This is a genomic window from Exiguobacterium sp. UBA6282 (assembly GCF_002440475.1).
GTDB lineage: Bacteria > Bacillota > Bacilli > Exiguobacteriales > Exiguobacteriaceae > Exiguobacterium_A.
Map to the genome: position 1 here is coordinate 57,850 of NZ_DJUM01000053.1, position 23,539 is coordinate 81,388.

At 49.4% G+C, this 23,539-nt stretch carries 19 protein-coding genes and 3 pseudogenes; 3 read left to right on the plus strand and 19 right to left on the minus strand.

What is annotated here, in order from left to right; genetic code table 11:
* Positions 1–3: 3 nt before the first annotated feature.
* The 4 genes and pseudogenes from priA to gmk all read right to left on the minus strand — a co-directional run bounded on the left by priA (position 4) and on the right by gmk (position 4,383).
* A pseudogene (gene priA, locus B2751_RS13410) lies at positions 4–2,317 on the minus strand (primosomal protein N').
* Positions 2,314–3,504, minus strand: a complete 1,191-nt coding sequence (gene coaBC / locus B2751_RS13415) for a bifunctional phosphopantothenoylcysteine decarboxylase/phosphopantothenate--cysteine ligase CoaBC (protein WP_035406877.1) — start codon at positions 3,502–3,504, stop codon at positions 2,314–2,316. The pseudogene priA and the gene coaBC overlap by 4 nt, the downstream one beginning before the upstream one ends.
* A 56-nt stretch (positions 3,505–3,560) precedes the next feature.
* Positions 3,561–3,764 carry a DNA-directed RNA polymerase subunit omega gene (rpoZ, locus tag B2751_RS13420; protein ID WP_029342114.1) on the minus strand — a complete coding sequence of 68 codons (204 nt, stop codon included), beginning with the start codon at positions 3,762–3,764 and terminating at the stop codon, positions 3,561–3,563.
* 1 nt (position 3,765) lies between these two features.
* The gene (gene gmk, locus B2751_RS13425; protein WP_174316772.1) at positions 3,766–4,383 is read right to left on the minus strand and encodes a guanylate kinase; all 618 of its coding nucleotides are present in this window, start codon (positions 4,381–4,383) and stop codon (positions 3,766–3,768) included.
* 168 nt (positions 4,384–4,551) lie between these two features.
* Between gmk and B2751_RS13430 the strand changes: the two genes are divergently transcribed.
* Positions 4,552–6,243, plus strand: a complete 1,692-nt coding sequence (locus B2751_RS13430; RefSeq protein WP_035406875.1) for an Rqc2 family fibronectin-binding protein — start codon at positions 4,552–4,554, stop codon at positions 6,241–6,243.
* Between the two features lie 63 nt (positions 6,244–6,306).
* Here the strand turns inward: B2751_RS13430 and B2751_RS13435 are convergent, their stop codons facing one another.
* The 4 genes from B2751_RS13435 to B2751_RS13450 all read right to left on the minus strand — a co-directional run bounded on the left by B2751_RS13435 (position 6,307) and on the right by B2751_RS13450 (position 9,132).
* Positions 6,307–7,218, minus strand: coding sequence for an FUSC family protein (locus B2751_RS13435; protein WP_035406871.1), 912 nt, complete (start codon positions 7,216–7,218; stop codon positions 6,307–6,309).
* Positions 7,215–8,117 carry a DUF4097 family beta strand repeat-containing protein gene (locus tag B2751_RS13440; RefSeq protein ID WP_035406868.1) on the minus strand — a complete coding sequence of 301 codons (903 nt, stop codon included), beginning with the start codon at positions 8,115–8,117 and terminating at the stop codon, positions 7,215–7,217. Before B2751_RS13440 ends, B2751_RS13435 begins: the two co-directional genes overlap by 4 nt.
* Before the next feature lie 204 nt (positions 8,118–8,321).
* Positions 8,322–9,011, minus strand: coding sequence for a metal-dependent hydrolase (locus B2751_RS13445; RefSeq protein ID WP_290775270.1), 690 nt, complete (start codon positions 9,009–9,011; stop codon positions 8,322–8,324).
* Positions 9,012–9,030: 19 nt separating this feature from the next.
* The gene (locus B2751_RS13450; RefSeq protein WP_231496886.1) at positions 9,031–9,132 is read right to left on the minus strand and encodes a winged helix-turn-helix transcriptional regulator; all 102 of its coding nucleotides are present in this window, start codon (positions 9,130–9,132) and stop codon (positions 9,031–9,033) included.
* 315 nt (positions 9,133–9,447) lie between these two features.
* On the opposite strand from B2751_RS13450, the pseudogene B2751_RS13455 reads away from it, so the two are divergent.
* Both B2751_RS13455 and B2751_RS13460 read left to right on the plus strand, forming a co-directional pair.
* A pseudogene (locus tag B2751_RS13455) lies at positions 9,448–9,911 on the plus strand (VOC family protein).
* A 29-nt stretch (positions 9,912–9,940) separates the two neighbouring features.
* Positions 9,941–10,912 (plus strand): zinc-binding dehydrogenase, encoded by a 972-nt coding sequence (locus tag B2751_RS13460; RefSeq protein WP_290775272.1) that lies wholly within the window; start codon positions 9,941–9,943, stop codon positions 10,910–10,912.
* 111 nt (positions 10,913–11,023) lie between these two features.
* On the opposite strand, the gene B2751_RS13465 is transcribed toward B2751_RS13460, so the two are convergent.
* From B2751_RS13465 to pyrR, 11 genes and pseudogenes are all read right to left on the minus strand, one after another.
* Positions 11,024–11,833 (minus strand): GNAT family N-acetyltransferase, encoded by an 810-nt coding sequence (locus tag B2751_RS13465; protein WP_290775274.1) that lies wholly within the window; start codon positions 11,831–11,833, stop codon positions 11,024–11,026.
* Between the two features lie 81 nt (positions 11,834–11,914).
* Entirely contained in the window at positions 11,915–12,550 is a 636-nt protein-coding gene (gene pyrE / locus B2751_RS13470; RefSeq protein WP_290775276.1) for an orotate phosphoribosyltransferase, read from the minus strand.
* Positions 12,544–13,245, minus strand: a complete 702-nt coding sequence (gene pyrF / locus B2751_RS13475; protein ID WP_290751502.1) for an orotidine-5'-phosphate decarboxylase — start codon at positions 13,243–13,245, stop codon at positions 12,544–12,546. The genes pyrE and pyrF overlap by 7 nt, the downstream gene beginning before the upstream one ends.
* Positions 13,220–14,149, minus strand: coding sequence for a dihydroorotate dehydrogenase (locus B2751_RS13480; protein WP_056062795.1), 930 nt, complete (start codon positions 14,147–14,149; stop codon positions 13,220–13,222). The genes pyrF and B2751_RS13480 overlap by 26 nt, the downstream gene beginning before the upstream one ends.
* Positions 14,149–14,880 carry an NAD-dependent dihydroorotate dehydrogenase B electron transfer subunit gene (locus B2751_RS13485; protein WP_290775278.1) on the minus strand — a complete coding sequence of 244 codons (732 nt, stop codon included), beginning with the start codon at positions 14,878–14,880 and terminating at the stop codon, positions 14,149–14,151. The genes B2751_RS13480 and B2751_RS13485 overlap by 1 nt, the downstream gene beginning before the upstream one ends.
* Positions 14,877–18,157, minus strand: a pseudogene (gene carB / locus B2751_RS13490) (carbamoyl-phosphate synthase large subunit). Before carB ends, B2751_RS13485 begins: the two are co-directional and overlap by 4 nt.
* A complete protein-coding gene (locus tag B2751_RS13495) occupies positions 18,150–19,238 on the minus strand; it encodes a carbamoyl phosphate synthase small subunit (RefSeq protein ID WP_056062324.1) in 1,089 nt (362 codons plus the stop codon). The pseudogene carB and the gene B2751_RS13495 overlap by 8 nt, the downstream one beginning before the upstream one ends.
* Positions 19,231–20,502 (minus strand): dihydroorotase, encoded by a 1,272-nt coding sequence (locus B2751_RS13500; protein WP_056062328.1) that lies wholly within the window; start codon positions 20,500–20,502, stop codon positions 19,231–19,233. The genes B2751_RS13495 and B2751_RS13500 overlap by 8 nt, the downstream gene beginning before the upstream one ends.
* Complete coding sequence (locus B2751_RS13505) at positions 20,486–21,421, minus strand: aspartate carbamoyltransferase catalytic subunit (RefSeq protein ID WP_290775280.1); 936 nt, start codon at positions 21,419–21,421, stop codon at positions 20,486–20,488. The genes B2751_RS13500 and B2751_RS13505 overlap by 17 nt, the downstream gene beginning before the upstream one ends.
* A 120-nt stretch (positions 21,422–21,541) precedes the next feature.
* Positions 21,542–22,864, minus strand: a complete 1,323-nt coding sequence (locus B2751_RS13510) for a uracil-xanthine permease family protein (RefSeq protein ID WP_290775283.1) — start codon at positions 22,862–22,864, stop codon at positions 21,542–21,544.
* A gap of 51 nt (positions 22,865–22,915) precedes the next feature.
* Positions 22,916–23,446, minus strand: a complete 531-nt coding sequence (gene pyrR, locus B2751_RS13515; protein WP_035409506.1) for a bifunctional pyr operon transcriptional regulator/uracil phosphoribosyltransferase PyrR — start codon at positions 23,444–23,446, stop codon at positions 22,916–22,918.
* Between the last annotated feature and the right edge of the window lie 93 nt (positions 23,447–23,539).

The window sequence follows — 23,539 nt, forward strand, 5'->3', positions numbered from 1 at the left end:
ACCTCACATGAATACAAATGGATTCAAGTCAATCGCGACTTGTGTTTTTGATTTTTGACGACGGGATAAGATATCACGGAGATGTGTCCGGACATCCTCCTGTCCTTTATGTTTAATTANNAAACATATTTTTGAGTCGAGCGAGTGGTGCATCAAACGGTCCATTGACGACTAAATCCTCAGATTCAAAGGCACGAAGCTCGGAAGCGATTTGCTGCGCTTCTGCTTGTGCTTCGAGCGGATGCGCTGCTGAAACTGTAATCAGACCAAGGAACCAAAATGGTGGATGCCCACCGAGCTTTCGCAATTGCATCTCTCGCTTATAAAACGTTTCGAAATCATGCTGTTTGGCCGTTTGAATGACGTAATGCTCCGGGTTGTAGGTCTGGATAATTGACTGACCAGCGAGTTGACCCCGTCCGGCACGACCCGACACTTGGGTGATCAACTGAAACGTGCGCTCACTTGCTCGAAAATCCGGAATACCAAGCGTCGCATCGGCAGCAATCACTCCGACGAGTGTAACGTTCGGAAAGTCGAGACCTTTTGCGATCATCTGTGTTCCGAGCAGAATGTTTCCTTCCTTGCGTTCAAAGGCATCGAGTAATTTCTCATGCGCACCTTTACGCGACGTCGTATCCTGATCCATCCGGATGATTCGCGCCTCCGGAATCAAGTGTGCCAATTCTTCCTCAATCTTTTGCGTACCCGTTCCGAACTGACGAATTTTCGTCGATTCACAGGACGGACAAGTTTTCGGCATTGCGGCTTCAAACCCACAGTAGTGGCATTTCAAGCGATCTTCATGTTGGTGATAGGTTAAATTCACGGCACAATGCGGACATTGTAGCGTCTCCCCGCAATCCCGACATAAGACGAAGGTCGTATATCCGCGACGGTTCAGGAGTAAGACGGTTTGTTCCCCACGTTCGATGCGTTCTTTGATGCCTTCGACTAGCGCGAGGCTGAACGGCGTACGATTGCCCCGTTCGAGTTCCTTACGCATATCAACGATGTCGACTGGAGGCAGTTCCCCACCGAATCGTTCACGAAGCGGTAAGTAACGATAAACCCCTTTTTGTGCCCGTGCATACGTCTCGAGTAACGGTGTTGCACTTCCGAGCACGACGGGACAACGATGATAGGCTGCCCGCCATTTTGCGACGTCGCGCGTATGATAGCGCGGATTCTCTTCCTGCTTATAAGTTGTTTCATGTTCTTCATCGAGAATGATGATTCCGATGTTCGTCAGCGGCGCAAACACAGCAGACCGTGCACCGACGACGACATCGACCTCGCCTTGGGCGATTTTGCGCCACTCATCATACTTTTCTCCGAGCGATAGACCGCTATGCAAGACAGCGACCCGTTCTCCGAAACGGCGTTTAAACCGTTTGACCATCATCGGCGTCAGACTGATTTCTGGGACGAGCAAGATCGCTTGTCTACCGCGTTCAAGTTGTGCATGAATCGATTCAAGATACACTTCCGTCTTACCGCTTCCTGTTACGCCATGTAACAAAAACGTTCCGGTCTCAGCTTCAGCCGTAATCGCCGAGACAGCTTCCTGTTGCTTTTCCGTCAAAGAGGACGGCACAAAGATGTCTTGAACGAGATGTTCATAAGGATTTCGCCGAACATCGATCGTCTCGACTTGAATGATGCTCTTTTTCTCGAGGGCGTTCAACGTCGCGCTCGTTGCGCCCGTTGCCTGCTTGACTTCACTCCAAAGCGCATCCGGAAATTCTTGAATATACGAGTAAAGTGCCGCTTGTTGGCTCGCTTGTTTCGTAAAAGTTGCTTGCTCCTCTAGAAGACGAATCCGTTTATCCGTCTTTGACGTCTTTTTCTCGCGAATGACCGGTTGAAGCGTCACGTCAGCTTGTTTCGCCGCTGTTAAGACGATTTGTTGGACTTCCGTTGGCAATTGACTCATTTTCTTGCCATGATATGCCCGAAGTGGGCCCGACTCGACTATGACCAGTTTATCATAACTCACCTTTAAGGCAGCCGGCAGCATCGCAAGCAATGCCGTCGCTTGAAAACACAAAGTCGTTTCCGATAGATACGCCGATAACTCGAGTAATTCCTGTGTATAGGTCGGGGTCTCATCTAAGACACGGACGATCGATTTGACGTTCGTCAGATCAGACGTTGCTTTCGTTCCGACGACGATTCCAAGCAACGCCCGTGGACCAAATGGTACTTCGACGCGCATACCGGGAACGATCAGCTCTTGCCAGAGTTCTGGAACGGCATAATCGAACGGACGATCGACCGTTGCTGCTGCGACGTCAACGATGACTTCGGCTATCATGCCAATGCCTCCGCGAATTGGCGCATGAGCGATTTGGCGAGCGTCGATTTCAATTGTTGATCGTATCGCGTAACGGAATCGTTCTTTCCAAAAACGACGACTTCATTTTCATCACTGACGAATCCGATATCAGATCGTGACACATCATTCGCGACAATGAAATCGGCTTTCTTTCGGACGAGTTTTTGTTTAGCGAACGTCTCGACATCCGTCGTCTCAGCCGCAAATCCGACTAATAGCTGATGTTGTTTCTGCTCACCAAGCGTCTTCAGAATATCGGTCGTCTCTTCGAGTTCAATTCGAAGTGGTCCGTGGATTTTTTTCTGCTTCTGATCGTACTGGATAGACGGTCGATAGTCAGCTACAGCAGCGGACATGATGACGATGTCTTGCGTTTCATAATCACGTAACATGGCTTCAAGCATCTCTTCTCCTGATTCAACAGCAATCGTCGCTATCCCGGTCGGTAATCCGATCCGAAGTGGTCCATGGACGAGCGTGACATCGGCACCTGCGTCTCTTGCCGCCTCTGCTAGCGCAATTCCTGTCTTTCCGGAAGAATCATTCGTCAAGTAACGAACCGGATCAATCCGTTCCACGGTCGGTCCCGCACTGATCAAGACTTTTCGTCCGGCTAGATACTTCTCTTCAAAGAACGTTGAGAGTGTTGCGACTAAGTCTTCCGGTTCAGGTAAACGACCTTTCCCGACCCAACCACATGCGAGATTTCCGACTCCCGGTGCAATCACCTGGACACCGTCCTGCTTCAGTTGTTCGATGTTGCGGACTGTCGCCGGATGTTCGAGCATGTTGACATTCATCGCTGGTGCGACGATGACGGGACATGTCGCTGCAAGGATCGTCGTCGTGATGAAATCATCCGCGATCCCGTGCGCGAGTTTTGCAATCAAATTCGCGGTCGCTGGTGCGACGACGATCAGGTCCGCTTCGTCCGCTAAATCGATATGGGCGATCTTTGACGGATCATGCTCGATGAAGACGTCATCATAGACCGCTTTTCGCGTCAGTGCTTCAAACGTCGTCTTACCGACGAATTGTTGCGCATTACGCGTCATCGCGACTTGAACATGTGCGCCTGCTTGAACAAGCTTTGAAGCGAGTGCTGCTGATTTGTAGGAAGCGATTCCACCGCCGACACACAGTAGAATGTTTCGGTTGGTTAACATGTAGGTGTCCTCCTTATTGAAAAAAACAGCCACGATGACAAGTGGCTGCTTCAAAATTAGTCTTGCGGTTGGTTCGTGACGGATACTTCTTCGAAATAAAGCTCTTCTAAAGCTTTCCCGACCGGTTTATGCGATTTTGGGTTCGTGACTTTCACGCGTTTCCCGTCTTGGATTTGACGCGCACGCTTAGCGGCAACTGTAACGATTGTATATTTCGACGGTACTTTCTTTTGAAGCTTATCAACTGATGGATATAACATATCACTTAACCTCCATGGCTTTTTTATATAGGGACGCGACACGTTCCCGACTGCAATGTTCCGCCGTGACGATCGCTTGGATCCGGTCACAGGCTTTATGAATTTCGTCGTTCGTCACGACATAGTCATAGGCATCCATCATCTCGATCTCTTCCTTAGCGACGAGAAGACGTTGCTTAATGACTTCCTCCGATTCCGTTCCACGCCCTACGAGGCGGTTCCGTAATTCTTGGAGGCTTGGAGGTGCAAGGAATAAGAAGACAGCTTCCGGAAAATGTTCTTTGACCTGCATGGCCCCTTGAACTTCGATTTCGAGAATGACGTCTTTTCCTTCATCTAGGATCTGGTTCACCCATTCGACAGGTGTTCCATAGTAGTTCCCTACGAATTCAGCATATTCCAAGAGTTGATTGTTCGCAATCATCTCTTCGAATTCTTCACGCGATTTAAAGAAATAGTGGACACCATCTACTTCTCCTTCACGCGGTTGGCGCGTCGTACAGGATACCGAGTAATGCAGATCGTTATCCTGATCTTCGCGCAAGGCACGACAGACCGTTCCCTTTCCGACACCACTTGGACCAGATAATACGAGTAATAAGCCACGCTCTTTGAAAATCACTTCAAAACCCCTCCATCTCACAAACTTCACATTGTTTCATATTAGCAGTAGAGATAGGAAGTTCGCAAGTCATCTTTTTTAGCTCGACTGCTTTATCATACCATAACGATGCCATTTCTGTTACCTTTAGAAAGTGAGAACGAAATCAAGAAAGAAGGTAATCGTATGGCTTTTGACGGATTGATGACGACACGCGTCGTCAAAGAACTCCAACCGCTCGTCGGAGGACGGATCAATAAGGTATACCAACCATATACATTGGATTTAGTATTCCAGGTCCGGGCCGAGCGAAAAAACGTATTGTTGCTCGCCTCTGCGAATGCCATGTATGCACGGATGCACATTACGTCGGAAGCGGTCAGCAACCCGAGTGAACCCCCACTCTTCTGTATGATGCTTCGCAAGCATGTCGAAGGCGGATTCATCGAATCGATCGAACAACTCGAACGCGACCGGATCATTGTCTTACGTGTCCGTTCCCGCAACGAACTTGGCGATGAGGAAGCGAAAAAAATCTATGTCGAGTTGATGGGACGACACTCGAACATCATTTTGACCGATGGACAAGATAAGATCCTCGATGCGATCAAACACTTACCACTCAGTCAAAATACATTCCGGACGATCATGCCAGGGATGACCTATCAACTTCCACCAGCACAGGATAAAGTGGATCCACTCACAGGAGATATCGAAAAGGCACTCCACCGAATCGACTGGAACGCTGGGAAACTGGATCGCCAGTTACTTGGTCTCTTCAGTGGTCTGTCTCCACAAATTGCTAAGGAAGTCGTCACGCGGGCAGGTCTTGCGAACCGGACGAATCTTGCTACCGCTTTCCAGGACGTCTTAAAAGAACTAAACGGTCCTTATGTATTGCAACGGATGGAAGGCGGCAAGGAACGCTTTGCACCGGTCCGCTTAACGGAAGGTTCAATCATTGACGAAAAGACGTTCGCGACGAGTGGTCAAGTCCTCGACGCATTCTTCCATCAAAAAGCAAACCGCGATCGTGTCAAACAACAAGCGGCCGATCTCGAACGGTTCATCAAGAGTGAGTACGATAAGAATATCTTAAAGCGCTCAAAACTCGAAAAAGATTTAGAAGCGACGTTACGAATGGATGAATGGAAGCATAAAGGAGAACTGCTGACGACTTATCTCTATCAGCTCGAACGCGGGATGAAGGAAGCAACCGTCGTCGATTACTATGATCCAGACGGTGCTGAAATCACGATCTCGCTTGATCCCCGCTTCTCGCCAAACGAGAACGCACAGCGTTATTACAAACGGTATAACAAATTAAAAACCGCCAAAGTCGAAGTCGCGCGCCAGCTTGAGAAGAACCAAGCCGAGATTGCGTACTTCGAAGGTTTGCTTGCCCAACTCGATGTCGCATCCCCGGAAGATATCCGGGAAATGCGCGAGGAACTCGTCGAAGAAGGTTATCTGCGCGAACGACAAAAGAAGAAAAAGAAACCACAACTCCCACAACTCGAAGAATATCGTTCTTCGACCGGCCTTCCATTCTTCGTCGGAAAGAACAATAAACAAAATGATTACGCGACGTTCAAGTTTGGACGTCGGTCCGATACGTGGTTACACACGAAGGATATCCCAGGATCGCACGTCATCATTCAAAGTGATGCACCGGATGAGACAACGTTAAAAGAAGCAGCGATTGTTGCCGCCTACTACTCGAAAGCACGTGAATCGAGCCAAGTCCCGGTCGATTTTACGGAGTTACGATATGTCAAAAAACCGAGTGGTGCAAAACCCGGCTTCGTCATCTATACGGATCAAACGACACTTTACGTCACACCTGATCCAGATGTCGTCCAATCCTTACGTCAATGACGCTACACAAAAAAGCGCTGTTTTTCCTAAATATCACTTAGGAGAGACAGCGCTTTTTCATCTTCACTTCATTTTTTCTAACTGTTCCCGGTAATCGAGCAAATGCCCATGGATGATATCCTTCGCCTCGCTTAATTCTTGATCGAATGAGAACATCGCTTGTTTTCGTTCGTGGGAGAAGATGACATCGTAATGATGGCTGAGTAAGAAATCAATTTCCTGGCCGAGCGTCTTTTCCTGTTCTTCTGTCATCGGGATATCCCGATGACTGGCAATGCTTTCAAGCAAGACGAGCAACTTGTCTTCAAGATCGACAAGCTCCTTCAGTCGGATGAACGCTTCACTTTGACCGCTTGCCATCAATGGATATTTTTGATCTTCTTGAAGCATCAACATCATTTCTTCATGTTTGAGAATTTGTTTCCGAACGGCAAGCAGCCTCGTATCATCTTGCACAAGACTCCGCCAATCTTCCATCAACTGTTGCGTCGTTTTTTTGACAAGCAAGAGTAAACGATCCTCATAATGTGGCGGGAAGACGATGTAATTGATGAGGACAGCAGATAACACACCGACGACAGTCAACAACGAACGTGATAATGCATAGTGGACGTAGTCGGCGGTCGGACTCTCGAACATCAACACGATGGCAAAGGCCGCGAACGTCGACATATCCGTTCTTCCAATCATCGAATTAAGGACGAGCGAGACAATTACGGCGAGTCCAATCGTCAGCGGATTCGCCCCAAGTGTCGCAACAATCGCAAGACCACACATTAATCCAAGTACTGTTCCGAAAATCCGGTTGAAGACGATTTTAAACGACCGATGAATCGTCGGTTGCATGGCAACAATTGCTGCGACAGCCCCCATTCCCGAATAAATATCGAACACATACCAGGAGATACTAAGCGCAAGAGCTACCGCGATACCGGTCTTGACCGTTCGTAGTCCAATCCGAAACTTTAATTTCACTCGAGCGTCACCTGCCCGACTTCACTATTGACTGTCACTTCCGGTTTTTCTTGTTTCGACAGTTCATAAATTGTCTCATCCTTATTCTTTTGTTTCGTATATCGGTCAGAGGCTTTAATATCGCCTCCTGTGTCAATCGTAATCGTACCGGCTGATTTATTTGGTTTTAGCTTCGTCGCGCCGTCAATCGTTGTGACGTCGAGACTCAACTTCGCCACATATTCCGCAAGAGAAACACTTTCACCTGTCACTTGCGCATGGACGGCATCCATCTCTTTGATGGAAATCGCACGTGTTGCATTCAGTGTAATCTCATCACCTTTTACTTTATCGAGACTCATCGCTTCTCCGTCCATCTCGATCGTTTTTGCGTAGATGCCCATTCCTTTAAGTGTTCCAGCATCGACATCGACACGGTTCATATAACTCGGTAGTCCCACTTGAATCGTATAGTCTGCTGTTTTTTCGCTCGGACGATTGCCGAGTCGAGACAGCCAACCATCTCGTCCTGTCACCGTTACCGTATTCGTCGATGTACTGATTTTCAGTCGTTTTCCACTCGATGCACTATCGACGAGTTTGATTTGGACGTTTCCGTCTGTGCTTCGAACGAATTGTACCGTTGCGTGCGGCGCCTCGATGGCGAGAGACTTATAGCGATTCGTCGTCTTGAATGTTTCGCCGCGCGATAACAATTCCGTTGAGACGAGCAATGTAATCGAATAGATGACGACAAGTCCGAGAACGACACCACCGTATAAATAAAGCGGTCGCTTCACTGGTCCTTTTTCTCCAATGCGGTTCAACCGTGCATCCATCTTTTGTTTTTGTTTATTTTTTAAGCGTGTGAACGACGATTGTTTTCGTTTCCGCACACTCCTACTGTTATGCTCTTCCATGTCAGTCCCTCCATCTCATGTCTACCATTATTCCGAATATCTGAATCGGCTGTCAACAGCCCCTTCTTATCATAGAAGAAGTTCACCGTTTCGCCATCGGGCGGAAGAAGGAAGCATAATCGGATGAACTACAGATATTCCAGAAGAATAATCGACAAAAAGGAGAGGAACCTTGACGTTTCCTCTCCTTTGCTTAAGAACGGATTATAATTCGAGTGACTCGCCGATCGCGAGTAAATGACCAGTTTGACCTTGCGCTTCAATTTGTTCACAGAATGCGTTCGCATCTTGTTTGATTAAATCAAATGTATCGTAGTGGATCGGTACGACTGCTTTCGCTTGCAACATATCTGCAGCGATCAACGCATCATCCGGACCCATCGTGAAGTTATCACCGATCGGTAAGAAGGCTAAATCGATTGCGTGATGGGCGCCATAAAGGGCTAAATCCCCGAACAGTGCCGTATCGCCTGCGTGATAGATTTCTTTGCCTTCGATTGTCAGCAAGAATCCAGCCGGCATCCCCATATACGTAATGGTTTGTTTCTCTTCATCGATGATGCTTGATGAATGGAATGCCTGTGTCATCTTTACTTTACCAAACGAGAATTCAAACTGTCCGCCAAGGTTCATCGGGTGGACATTCAATCCTTTGAAGCTTAAATACGTTGCCAACTCATGCGTAGCGATGATCGTCGCCCCCGTTGCTTTCGCGATCCGCTCTGCATCAAGCATATGATCGGCATGCGCATGCGTCAAAAGAATGAAGTCCGCCTTGACGTCATCGGGATTCGTCGTCGCTTTATCGTTACCACTAAAGAAGGGATCGATGACGAGATGGTGACCATTCGTTTCAATCGTTACTGTTGACTGTCCATGATAAGTTAGTTTCATCTAGTTCACTGCCTCTCGATTAGGATTCGGATAATTGATTCCCTTCCCCCCATGCACATAAACCTTTCATAACCGGTTGTAGTGTAAATGACGCCTCTGTCAATTTGTATTCGACGTGCAAAACGGCTTCATCATACTCAATCTGCTCAATTATTTTGAGTCGTTTAAGTTCCTACAACTGATCAGTCGAGACTTTCCGAGAAATCCCGGGAATGGCACGTTGTAACTTAAAAATATTTCGTATCTTTCTCTAACGTGCAATATAATTGTGAACGCCATTTTCCGCCGATGATGGCGAGCTCCCTATTGACCGGAAATTGTTCAGTCGACATGTTGTTCTCTCCCCCAAAGTCGTTACTTCAAAGTGCGTACTATGAAATGGAGTGTAGCGCAGGTTAAAGTATGCTTAAATCATTTTGCAAAAAGAGTGTTAGACATGACGTATCCATATAATTTTTCGCACATCGGTCTTTCCGTGCCGAATCTCGACGAAGCTGTTCGTTTTTTATCAAGAGATGAAGGACTGGTATATTATCATGGAACCATTTGATGTCCTCGAAGATGATTCTACCATCGGTGTCATGTACACAGACGTCTTTGGTACATGATGGGACAAGTTCCGGATCGCCCACATGGCGTCAGATGATCGCATCGACATCGAGTTGTTTGAATTCCCGAACAATGAACAATCCGAGAGTAATTGCGAATTCCTGAAACAGGTATCTTGCATTATACGGTTCAAGGCCCAGATGTCGAAGGGTTCGTCGAACAAATCGTCCTCACGGCGGTAAACAACGGATGTCGATCTGCGAATACTATCCAGGAGACAAACCTTACCGGATAGTCTACTGTGAGGATCCATTTGGTAATCTCGTCGAAATTTACTCTCACTCATATTAACTCACGTATTCGAAAGGAGCTTATTAAACATGAAAGCATGGTTAAACCACTCAGGTACAGCCATTGATCAATGGACATTCGAAGAGGTCAAGACACCGACGCCAGGAGAAGGACAAGCCTTGATTCGCGTCAAGACGGTCGCACTGAATCCCGTCGACTATAAGGCAATCAAAAATCCAGCTTGGACGTTCCCGCATATTCCGGGCGTTGACCTAGCGGGTGTCGTCGAACAAATCGGACCCGGCGCAGAAGTGAAAATCGGCGATCGTGTAGCGATTCATACGAACCTGCAACGCGATGGTGCTTTTGCTGAATACGTACTTGTTGATACACGTGCTCTTGCCCCGATTCCAGAAGACGTCTCATTCGCTGAAGCCGCTGCGATTCTTTGCGCAGGCATGACAGCTTATGAAGCGATCGTCCAAAAGATGAATACGACAGGTAAAGAGACGATTCTCATCCATGCTGGTGCAGGTGGTGTGGGTGGCATCGGCATTCAACTCGCGAAACGATTTGGTCTTAAGGTCGCGACGACTGCTTCGACGGAAAACCATGAGTGGGTCAAGCGACTCGGTGCCGATCTTGCCATCGACTACAAAAAAGAAAATGTAACCGAGGTCATTCGCGATTGGACGAATGATCGCGGCGCTGACTTGATTTTCAATACGGTCGGTCGAAATGAAGCAACAGCAGATCTCGGACGTCTTGCCTTCTCGGGTCAACTCGCCTTCATCGCCGGCGGTCCTGATCAATCGGTCGTCAAGCCGTTCACGCTCTCCCCTTCGATCCATGAAGTAGCACTTGCGGCTGCTTATGCAAGCGAAGATGACCGCGCGATCCGAAACCTTGGTCATATGGCAAGTGAATTATTACAACTCGTCGCAACGAAAGAACTCGATCCACTCGTCACAGAGGAGATTCCAGCAGCGGACATCGTCAAAGGATTACAACGTCTATCTGAACGTCACGTCCGTGGTAAAATCATCGCTAAATTTAACTAATACTTGCCGCGGCACAAAACAGCCGACTGTCCTTAGATAATAGGACGGTCGGCTGCTGTCGTACTCTATTTTTTAATTCCTGAACGTTGACTGAAAAAGCATCAGCCATGTTCACCGGTAGCGTTCTTGTTTTTTGATATGTAAGGATCGTCCGACTAACTCGAAACCGACATGCTGATAGATTTTATTCGCTGTCTGGTTCGACCAATCGGTATAGAGCGTCACGACCGGATAAGACTGTAGGAGGTGTTCAGATAGTTTTGCGACAAGATAAGAAGCATATCCATTCCCACGTAGTTTTTTCGGCGTATAGACGTAAGAAATCGTAATCCCAGTTTGCGTGGGACGTGTCGCTGCCGCCATCGCGACGAGCGTATTTCCGCTAAACAATCCGAACAAGCTTCCTTGCTGAATGTGTCGCGTCATTGACTGATGGAGTTGCGTAAGCTGTCGATCAGATGGACGCGTTTCGACCTCATATAAAAATCCGGACGCAAATTCTAAGGCTTGTTGTCCTTCATCGTTCGAAACCGGTCGGAAGACGACGTTCTCCGGAACATGTGGCATCTCGACCTTCGTCAATGCATACATCCCTTGTTCCATATGTACCTCATACATGGAATGTGGGAGTAAAAGCGGCGCTAAGATGGCCTGTTCTCCGACGAATCCTGGACTATCCAGAATTCGCGCAAGCTTTCGAATCCCTTCTTGCGAGAACATATTCCCTGCGACGATGACTTGCTCCGGTATCGTTTGCAATATGACGAGACGATGATCGCCTTCTTGTGCCGTTGCCATCAAGAGCGGTTCATCCCCACGTTCTAATATACCTAGAATCAACTGATGCGTATCTGGACGTTCAAGCAGAAACGGGAGGACGACCATTTTGAATTGTTCATAATCACGATAATGCGTCACCATAGTCGACGACCTCCTTTATTTCTATAGTGTACCAAATCATGCACTAGAAATCGTAGGTCGTCCGACGGAATCTATCTGTTTTTACACGTTTGCGGTAAAACGTTCGCTCCAAGCAACTGGGTCCTTCGACCAATCTGCCAATTGTTCCTGTTCTTCTACCGTGATATCCCCTTGTTGTTGTGCCGTTTCGAGTAACGCTTCGAACGTCAGTAATGCATCCGCGTCAATCTTCGCGTCTCGGAGATTGTTCTTCAAGCGTTCCATCCCGTAAGAGAAAATCGCTTGAATCCGAATGACGTTCGCTCCCTTTGCTTGGAGTGCTTCCGCTGCCTCGATCGCAGACATCCCCGTTGATAATAAGTCTTCGATGACGACGACGCGTTGGCCTGGTTGAATAACACCTTCGATTTGATTACCTTTCCCGTGTTTCTTACTGCCACTACGCACGTAGACCATCGGTAACCCTAATCGTTCCGCGACGAATGCCGCGTGAGGAATACCTGCTGTCGCTGTTCCGGCAACGACTTCGATTCCTAAATCCTTCACTTTCTCAGCGAGGGCATCGGCAATCAAAGAGCGGACTTTTGGATACGAAAGTGTCAACCGATTATCGCAATAGATCGGAGAACGTAGCCCACTCGCCCACGTATACGGATCGTTTGGAGATAACGTGACGGCTTTGATACGGAGTAATACATTTGCAATTGGATTTAACATGATAATTGCCCCTTCCATTCTTCGAGTAACGCCTGATAGACCTGTTCTGGTTGTTTGGCACGTGTAATCGGGCGACCAATTACTAAATCCGTCGCTCCATTTCGACGCGCACCAAGAACGGTCGCGACTCGCTTTTGATCATCTGCTTCATTACTAGAAGGACGAATACCTGGTGTGACAAAACGGAAGTCCGTTCGGCAAACTTCGATTAGTTCAGGAAGATCGAGCGCCGAACAGACGATACCATCTAGTCCGGCTGCTTCTGCCAGTTGCGCATACTCACGAACGACTGCTGGCATCGCTCCTTCAACCTTTAAGTCGCGTAACATCGCTTCATCCGTCGATGTCAACTGCGTCACGCCGATTAGTTGTGTCTTAGCATTCGTTTCACGAAGTCCTTCTCGCGCTGCGATCATCATCTCTTTCCCACCGGCAACATGGACGTTCGTCAATTCAACACCTAATTGCCCGATGATGCGCATCGTCCGGCGCGCCGTCTCTGGAATGTCATGGACTTTGACATCGAGGAATACAGCGTGCCCACGCTCGACGAGTTTTTGGACGAACGATCCCCCTGCAGCATAAAATAATTCCATCCCAACTTTTACGGCTGGTCGTGTCTCTTCGAACTGTTCGAGGAACGAAAACGCTTCTGCTTCGGTCGGAAAATCAAGCGCGATGTAAAGTTGATTCATATGCTTTCCCCCTGATGTCTAAAATATGGTCGATGCCGAGTTCATCCATGCGATCCGGTAACTGCTGGATTAATTCTTGACAGATGTATGGATTGACGAAGTTTGCGGTACCGACGGCAACAGCGGAAGCCCCAGCGTATATCATTTCTAAGACGTCATCGACTTCCATCACGCCACCCATCCCGATAATAGGAATCGAGACAGCTTGTGCGACATCATGAATCATCCGAATCGCGACTGGCTTGATGGATGGACCGGATAATCCACCAATCCGGTTGGCAAGGATTGGCTGTCCCGTTCGGACATCGATTCGCATCCCAACGAGTGTGTTGATCATCGTCAGCCCGTCTGCACCTGCTGCTTCGACGGCACGTGCCATCTCGACGATTGAAGTGACATTCGGTGAAAGCTTAACGTAAACCGGTTTGGTCGAGACCTGTTTGACTCGACGCGTTAATTCAGCGGCAAGCAACGGATCCGTTCCGAACTGGATTCCACCTGATTTGACGTTCGGACAGGAGATATTTAATTCCAATGCATGAATGCCAGGGTGACGGCTCATTTTTTCTGCGACAAGCTCATACTCTTCTGGTGTCGATCCGGCGACATTCGCAATGATTGCTGTATCAAACGTCTCAAGGAACGGTAGTTTTTTCGTTAAGATACCATCGACACCCGGATTTTGGAGACCGATTGCATTCAACATCCCCATTCCACTCTCCGCGACACGCGGCGTCGGATTTCCGTAACGTTCTTCGCCCGTCGCTGCTTTGATCATGATTGCCCCAAGCTCTGATAGATCATATAACTTCGCGTATTCCTCACCGAATCCAAAACATCCAGATGCCGGCATGATCGGGTTTTTCAAGGAAAGTCCCGGCAACTCGACACGTAATCGTTCCATCATAATACGACCTCCTCTGCCCGAAAGACTGGACCATCGGAACAAGTCTTGACGTACCCGCCTGTTGGTGTTTTACAGACACAGGCAAAACAAGCACCGATGCCACACCCCATTCGATTTTCGATGGAGAGATACTTATGCTCAATCGGTTGTTGCTGGAGTGACCGCAACATCGGCTCTGGTCCGCAAGCGAGTAACACATCATAGCTTTCCGGATGTAAGGCAACCGTAACGAACCCTTTCATTCCATGCGTTCCATCAACCGTCGTGACCGTCGTCTTACCAAGCGCTTGGAATTCCGCTTCGTAAAAGACACTCGTTGCCGTATCAAATCCTAGAATCGCTTCACACGTCACACCACGCGCGACAAGTTGGCGCATCGTCTCATACAGTGGTGGTACCCCAATCCCTCCACCAACGAGAACGACCCGTTGATCTCGGTTGATGGCGTCGATCGGAAAACCGTTTCCGAGTGGTCCGAGGGCATCGATTTTGTCGTCGGGACGCAAGGAAGCTAGTTCTGCTGTCCCTTGCCCGATTTCTTTAAAGAGAAACGTAATCAGATCACGATCGACCCGAGCAATCGAGATCGGTCGGCGTAAGAGTGGACCGACGCGTAGATGCATGAATCGCCCCGGCGCAATGTCCTGCGGTTGCTCGAGGCGACAGACGAGTTCTGTCGCGCCTTGAGCTACCGTTCGTCGAGAGACGACCGTCAAGAGTTGCTTCATTGGATCACCACTTTCTTTTCGTGTGTGAAGGCTTGAATCGCACTCGCTTCGAACGAGCGACTCTCGATGACGCGTAGAATCGCTTCCGCCGTATCGAGTGATGTTAGACAAACGACTTGATTCTCCGCTGCTGCCCGGCGAATGATGAAGCCGTCTTTCGTGACTTGTGAGTCGCGACTCATCGTATTGATGACATACTCGATCTCCCCTTTTTCAATCACGTCGAGCATCGATTCGGAAGACGAGTCGATTTTACCGACCGTCTGAACCGGTAACCCTTGCTCCGTCAAGTACGCTGCCGTTCCTTCCGTCGCAAGCAACGTGAATCCAAGTGAGGCAAAGCGTCGTGCGAGATCCGTCATTTCTGCTTTGTCTGGGTCTGCGACCGTCAAGAGAACACGACCGTGTTCTGGAATCGCCATCCCTGAAGCAAGCAATCCTTTGTAGAGTGCTTTTTCAAGTGTTCGATCTGTTCCGATGACTTCTCCGGTCGATTTCATTTCCGGTCCGAGCGTCGGGTCGACTTCTTTAAGCTTCGCAAACGAGAAGACCGGTACTTTGACCGAGACGAGCGATTCTTCCGGTAGGACACCACTTGTTAACCCGTAAGAAGCGAGCGTTTCACCGAGAATGATGTCCGTCGCGAGCCGCGCGACCGGAAGTCCCGTCACTTTCGAGATGAATGGCACCGTCCGGCTGGCACGCGGATTGACTTCAAGAACATAGAGTGCGCCGTCCGCATAGACGAACTGGATGTTGAGCAATCCTTTGATGCCGAATGCTTTGGCGATTCGTGTCGTGTAGTCGACGATCCGGTCCTTGATGTCTTGGGAGACACGTTGTGGCGGATAAACTCCAATCGAGTCACCTGAGTGAACACCGGCACGTTCGATATGCTCCATGATGCCTGGAATGACGACATCTGTTCCATCACAGATCGCGTCGACTTCGAGTTCGATTCCTGTCAGGTAACGGTCGACGAGGACCGGTCGTTCCGGTGAGGCGATGACCGCGTGTTTCATGTAATGTTCCAGTTCTTCTTGTGCATAGACGATTTCCATTGCCCGACCGCCGAGGACATACGATGGACGAACGAGGACCGGGTAACCGAGTGCCGCTGCTGCCGTGACCGCTTCTTCGACCGTGACGGCCGTTTTACCTGGTGGCTGTGGAATGTCGAGCGCCGTCAACGCTGCTTCGAACTGTTTTCGGTCCTCTGCCCGGTCTAAATCCTTAAGCGATGTCCCGAGGATTTTTACACCTTCTGCTGCTAATGACTCAGCTAAGTTGATTGCTGTCTGGCCACCGAACTGGACGATGACACCGAGCGGACGTTCATTTCGGATGACTTCGAGGACATCCTCCGTCGTTAATGGTTCAAAGTAGAGTCGATCGGAAATCGAGAAGTCGGTCGACACGGTTTCCGGATTGTTGTTGACGATAATTGCTTCATAGCCAGCTTGACGAATCGCTTGAATCGAATGGACTGTCGCATAGTCGAACTCGACTCCTTGACCAATCCGGATCGGACCCGATCCTAAGACGAGGATCGAAGAACGATTCGTCGCGATTGCCTCATTTTCACGTTCGTATGTTCCATAGTAGTACGGTGTATCAGAAGCGAACTCTGCCGCACACGTATCGACCATTTTATACACTGGATGAATCGCTTGCGCTTCACGCATCCGGCGAATCTCTGTTTCCGTTTGTCCTGTGATCCGGGCGAGCATTGGGTCACTGAATCCATACCGCTTCACATGAAGTAGCAGTTCAGGTGTCAAACCGGTAGCGACCGATTGCTCAAGTTGCCAAATATGCTGTAGCTTTTCGAGGAATAAGCGATCAATTGCCGTCCAAGCATGAATCTGTTCGACGCTATAGCCGCGGACAAAACCAGCGTATAAGGCGAAAAGTCGATCATCTGTCGCCTGGCGAATCGCTTGTTGCAAAGCATCATCTGCCATTTCGATGAAGCGTGGCATGTACAAATCCGCTGTACCGATTTCAAGCGAACGAACGGCTTTCAGTAATGCCTCTTCCATCGTCCGCCCCATTGCCATAACCTCACCGGTCGCCTTCATCTGTGTCCCGAGCGTCCGATCTGCCGTTTCGAATTTATCGAACGGCCAGCGCGGAATTTTGGCGACAACATAATCGAGTGCCGGTTCGAACGAAGCAAAGCTCGTCTCGGTGATCGGGTTCTTTAATTCAGATAAGGCATACCCGACGGCAATCTTTGCAGCAAGTTTTGCGATCGGATAACCGGTCGCTTTTGAAGCAAGTGCGGACGAGCGGGAAACACGTGGATTGACTTCGATGACATAGTAGTCAAAGCTCGTCGGATCCAGCGCGAACTGGATGTTACATCCACCTTCGATACCGAGTGCGCGAATGATATCGAGCGAGACGTTACGTAGCAGTTGATAATCGCGATCCGATAACGTTTGCGTCGGAGCAAAGACGATCGAGTCTCCGGTATGAACACCGACCGGATCGAAGTTTTCCATCGCACAGACGATGATCGCTTGGTCGCTCGAATCGCGCATCACTTCATACTCGACTTCTTTCATGCCAGCGATNNACAGACGATGATGGCTTGGTTTGTTGCATCACGCATGACTTCAAATTCGACCTCTTTCATCCCAGCAATTGATTTTTCAAGGAGTACTTGTGTTGCCGGACTTGCCTTGAGTCCCCCTTCGACGATTCGCGTGAACTCTTCCGGTGTATGGGCGATTCCACCACCCGTTCCTCCGAGTGTATATGCTGGACGGATGATGATTGGTAGACCAATCTGTTGTCGGAATTGTTGTGCTTCTTCGAGCGAATGCACGATTTCACTATCCGGTACGCCATGTCCGCGTCTAAACATCAGTTGACGGAACAAATCACGATCTTCTGCCTCTTCGATTGCTGATAATTTCGTTCCGAGCAACTCGACATTGTATTCAGCTAGGACACCAAGACGATCTAGTTCAACAGCCAAGTTCAGACCCGTCTGACCGCCAAGTGTCGCAAGTAAGGCGTCTGGTCGTTCCTTCCGGATGATCCGCGAAACGAACTCTGCTTGAAGAGGCTCGATGTAGACACGATCAGCAACTGTTGGATCTGTCATGATTGTCGCTGGATTCGAGTTGACGAGGATGACTTCATATCCTTCTTCCTTTAAGGCTTGACACGCTTGTGTTCCTGCGTAGTCGAATTCAGCGGCTTGTCCGATTACGATTGGACCGGACCCGATAACGAGAATCTTCTGGATATCTTGACGTTTAGGCATGAGAGACCTCCTGTTGTTTCGTGATTTCTTCTAAAAACTGTTGGAATAGACCGTTCGCATCCATTGGACCGGGTGATGCTTCCGGATGATACTGGACGGAGAAGACAGATGCTGACGTATGACGGATGCCTTCGACCGTTCCATCGTTGATTGCGAGATGTGTTACTTCAAGCACTGTATGTTGCAATGATTGTTCATCGACGGCATATCCATGGTTTTGCGACGTGATGTCGACGCGACCTGTCCGGATATCTTGGACGGGATGATTCGCACCCCGGTGACCGAATGGCAGTTTGAACGTATCCGCGCCATGTGCTAGTGCAATCAACTGGTGCCCAAGACAAATTCCGAAGATGACGACTTTCCCTGTCAATTCTTGAATCAGCGGAATCGCTGTCGGGACATCCTTTGGGTTCCCTGGTCCGTTCGACAGCATCACACCGTCTGGACGATAGCGTAAGACTTCCGTTGCGCTCACGTCGTATGGTACGACGACAACTTCACAGCCGCGTTTGACAAGTTCGCGGACGATTCCGAGCTTCGCTCCGAAGTCGACGAGAACGATTCGTGGTCCAGCTCCTGGGATGATATACGCCCGTTCCGTTGAAGCACGTTTGACTTGATCCGTCTCGATTGGTGCATCTTGCAGGTGGCTTAATTCCTCTTCTAGGTCGAACTCTCCATCAACGAGTCGGCCGCGCATGACGCCTTTCGAGCGGATATGTCGTGTTAACTGTCGCGTATCGATTCCACTTAATCCTGGAATATCAAGATCTCGAAGAGCCGCATCGAGCGACATCTCACTGCGGAAGTTCGACGGTGTTTGGCAATGTTCGCGGACAATCAATGCTTTAGCGAGTGGACGCGTCGTTTCATAGTCTTCTCGATTGACTCCGTAATTGCCGATCAACGGATTCGTCAGCACGATCATCTGATCACAGTAAGATGGATCCGATAGCATCTCTTGATAACCAGTCATTCCGGTTTGGAAGACGACCTCTCCTGTTGTTGTCGTGTCCGATCCAAACGCCGTTCCTTCAAACGTCATACCATCCTCTAACACCAGTGTCCGTTTACGCATGTGCTATGTCCTCCTTGAATACGATTTCTCCCTTGACGAGCGTCATGACCGGGAATCCTTTTAACCGTTCTCCTGCGAACGGTGTGTTCTTACCTTTTGAACGGAACCGTTCCGGTGAAACCGTCCGCTCCGTCTCTAGATCAAGCAGGACTAAGTCTGCTTCTGCCCCCACTTCGAGTTTGCCGTAAGGTAATTCAAAAATCGCTGCTGCCTTGTCCGTCAAATTCCGAATCAGTGTCTCAAGTGTCATCTTGCCTTCAGCGACAAGCTTCGTATAGAGGAGCGGGAATGCTGTCTCGAATCCTGTGATGCCAAACGGGGCGCGTTCGATACCGAGTGCCTTCTCTTCTGCTGCATGAGGAGCGTGATCCGTTGCGATGCAATCAATCGTTCCGTCTGCTAATCCTTCGAGCAATGCTTGGCGATCTGCCTCACTCCGCAGTGGTGGATTCATTTTAAAGTTCGGATCCTGATTCGATATGTCTTCATCGATCAATACAAGATGGTGCGGTGTGACTTCTGCTGTCACTCGGATCCCTGCTCGTTTGGCGTCACGAATGACGCGAACGGATTCTTTCGTCGAGACATGACAGACGTGATAATGACAGCCGGTTTCTTCTGCAATCAGGACATCACGTGCGATGTGGATACTCTCAGCAAGCGATGGAATACCTTGCAACCCTTCCCGTCGACTGTAGTTTCCTTCGTGCACACATCCTGCTTTTAACGAATCATCTTCGCAGTGGGCAACAATCGTCTTCCCGAGCCGTGCTGCTTGTTGCATTGCCGTTCGCATGACGGCTGCCGTCTGGACCCCGACACCATCATCCGTGAATGCCACGGCATCCGTTAATTGATCGAACGCGACGAGTTCTTGTCCGAGTTGATTTTTTGAAATCGCCGCGTAAGGCAAAACCCGGACAGATGCCGTCTCTTCAATCTTTTGGAACAATGCATCAAGTGTTTGACGATCGTCCGGTACGGGACGCGTATTCGGCATCGGACAAATCGTCGTAAATCCACCAGCTGCCGCAGCTGCCGTACCTGTCGCAATTGTCTCCTTATGTTCGCCGCCCGGTTCCCGCAGGTGGACATGGATGTCGACGAATCCTGGTGCAACGAATAATCCGGAAGCATCGATGACCGTTTCCCCAACTTGCGGTATTGCTGCTAAGTCCGTGATTTTTCCAGCTTCGATTCGAATATCCCCTGTTCGAACTTGTCCAGCCTCGTACCATCTCGCATTTTCAATTCGTGTTGTCATCTGCATCGTCTCCTTTGATTGTTTTCATCGAAAAGCACCATTCCAGAATCGCCATTCGCGCAAAGACACCATTTTTCATCTGTTCAAAAATCCGCGATTGCGGGTGTTCGACGAGTTCGTCGGCAATCTCGACTCCGCGATTGACCGGTGCCGGATGTAGGACGATCGCTGAAGGTTTCAGTCGATTCATCCGCTCATGCGTCAATCCATGTGTGACGTGATAGACATCTGGATCAAACCGTGTCGTTCCGTCATGCCGTTCGTGCTGGACTCGAAGCAACATCAAGATGTCACACTGTTCAACTGCTTCGTCCATTGAAAGATACGGTATTCCCATCGCTTCGTCATACCATTCGCGTGGCCCTGATCCATAGACGATGGCGCCAAGTCGTTTTAAGATATCGGCATTCGACCGAGCGACACGACTATGTTGTAAATCCCCACAGATGACGACTACTTTTCCTACAATCGTTCCAAACGTCTCGACCATTGTCATCAAATCAAGCAAGGACTGCGATGGATGCTGTCCGCTCCCGTCTCCTGCATTGATGATCGGAATATCGAGTGTCTGCATCAATTCTTCATAATAACCGGTGTCACCGTGACGAATGACCAATCCATCGGCGCCAATCGCTTCGAGTGTTTTGCACGTATCGTGTAACGTCTCCCCTTTTTGCACGGATGACGTCGCTGTTTCAAACGGCAGTAGATGCATGTTCAAACGATGCTCTGCCATTTCAAAGGAAGAGCGTGTCCGCGTCGAGTTTTCAAAAAACAGATTGACGAGTGTCTTGTCGGAAAAGTCTGGTGCCGGTTCGCCTTGTTTAAAAGCGAGACTACGTTCAATCAACGAATTGATCTCCGTTATGGATAAGCTTTCTAAATTGACGAAATGTCGGGTTTGCAAGATCGTTTTCATGTATTTCACTCCTTCAGGTCATGAAAAAGGCGCACCTTCTAAGTGAAGGTGCGCCGAAAGAAGACAGAGGAGTCCCTGCACCTTTTCATGGCCTTCACTTTATCGTTCTCTCGGAACGTCTTAAAAGTTGTTCGCTACAGATTGAGTTGTAGAGTTTTCCGTTGTTTCAACTGTTTCTTCGACCTGTTCCGTCGTTTTCGGAAGGATCAGATTCAGGATGATCCCAAGGATCGTCGCCAGTGCCATACCTTCGAGGGAGAAGTTCCCGATTTTCAAGGCGGCCCCTCCGATTCCCGTGACAAGAATGACAGCTGTGATCGTCAAGTTCCGTTTATCAGCAAGGTCGATCTTACTTTCCGTCAGTGTCCGGAGACCGTTTGACGCGATGACTCCGAATAAGAGAATACTGATGCCACCCATGACTGGTGTAGGAATCGTCTTGATGAATCCTTCGACATATCCGAGGAATCCGAAGCTGATAGCAAGAACCGCTGCCCCACCTAGGACGAAGACACTGTAGACCCGTGTGATCGACATGACGCCGTTGTTCTCACCGTACGTCGTAACCGGTGGTCCACCAAGCATCGAAGCGACTGTCTTCGCGATTCCGTCGCCAAGTACTGTCCGGTGCATCCCTGGATCAAGGAGCGTCTCGCGCCCAATGATCCGTGATGTCACTTTTTGTTCGCCGATGTGCTCCGTCAGTGTGACGAGCGTCACGGGAACGATCAGAAGCAAGGCAGCTGTATTCCATGATGGTGTGTAATTCAAGAACGGAATCGTGAAGTCCGGCACGTGGAAGAACGTTGCCTGTTGAAGTGGTTTGAAGTCAATGATTCCGACCGATGCCGCAACGAGATAACCGACCGTGATTCCGAACAGGATCGGAATCGTGCTCCACATTCCTTTTAAATACGTCATTGCGAGAAGTGTGACACCGAGCGTGACCATCGCGACGAGTAAGTAAAGTCCGTTGTACTTACCGTCCGCTCCGTTCATCGCCATGTTGACAGCGGTCGGGGCAAGCGATAACCCGATAACCATGATGACCGGACCGATGACAACAGGCGGGAGCAAGCGAAGCAACCAAGCAGCCCCCGTGTAACGGATGAGAAGTGAGACAAGTCCGTAGACGAGTCCAGCGACCATTCCGCCGATTAAGGCGTCCTCGACACCCCACCGTTCACTGACGGCGATGATCGGGGCGATGTAGGCAAAACTAGAACCAAGATATGTGGGTACTTTGAAGCGAGTGACGGCGAGGAAAATCAGTGTGCCGACTCCGCTTGCGACGAGTGCAACCGATGTGTTGAGTCCCGTTAAGAGTGGGACGAGCACGGTCGCACCAAACATCGCGAAGACGTGTTGTAGGCTGAGCATCAGCCAATTTAGAGGGTGAGTAGGTACTTCTTGTACATCAAGTACTGCGGCATGTTTTGCCATATGGATGACTCCCTTTCTGGTCTCTCTGGACCACCTTAAAGGTTTTGATTTTTAGCGTTTAATGAATACTTGATCGGCTTCGTCGACTTCAGCGAGCGCGACGACGACTTGCTCGTCACGTGACGTCGGAACGTTCTTGCCGATGAAATCTGGACGGATCGGTAACTCTCGATGCCCACGATCGACGAGGACAGCGAGTTGAATCATACTCGGTCTTCCGTGGTCGACGAGTGCGTCCATCGCGGCGCGGACGGTGCGTCCTGTGTAGAGCACGTCGTCAACGAGGACGACGATTTTTCCGGTGATGTCTTCCGGTAGATCAGATCCTTTTATTTCTGGCTCTAAACTTCGCTTTGACAAGTCATCTCGGTACATTGAGATGTCGACGACACCGAGTAAGACCGGCTTTCCTTCGATCTGTTCGATCCGCTTCGCAAGGCGGCGCGCGAGTGTCTCGCCACGCGTCTTGATTCCGACGATCATTAAATCAGCAATACCTTTGTTACGTTCGATGATTTCATGGGCGATCCGTGTCAGTGCGCGTCCAATCGCGGCTTCATCTAAGATGACGGCTGGTTTCATAGTTTCTCCTTTCATACAAAAGACCTTCTGCGGAAATCCGCAGAAGGTCATCGAAGACAGAATCATGGCATACGTCTTGTATGCATGCCTACG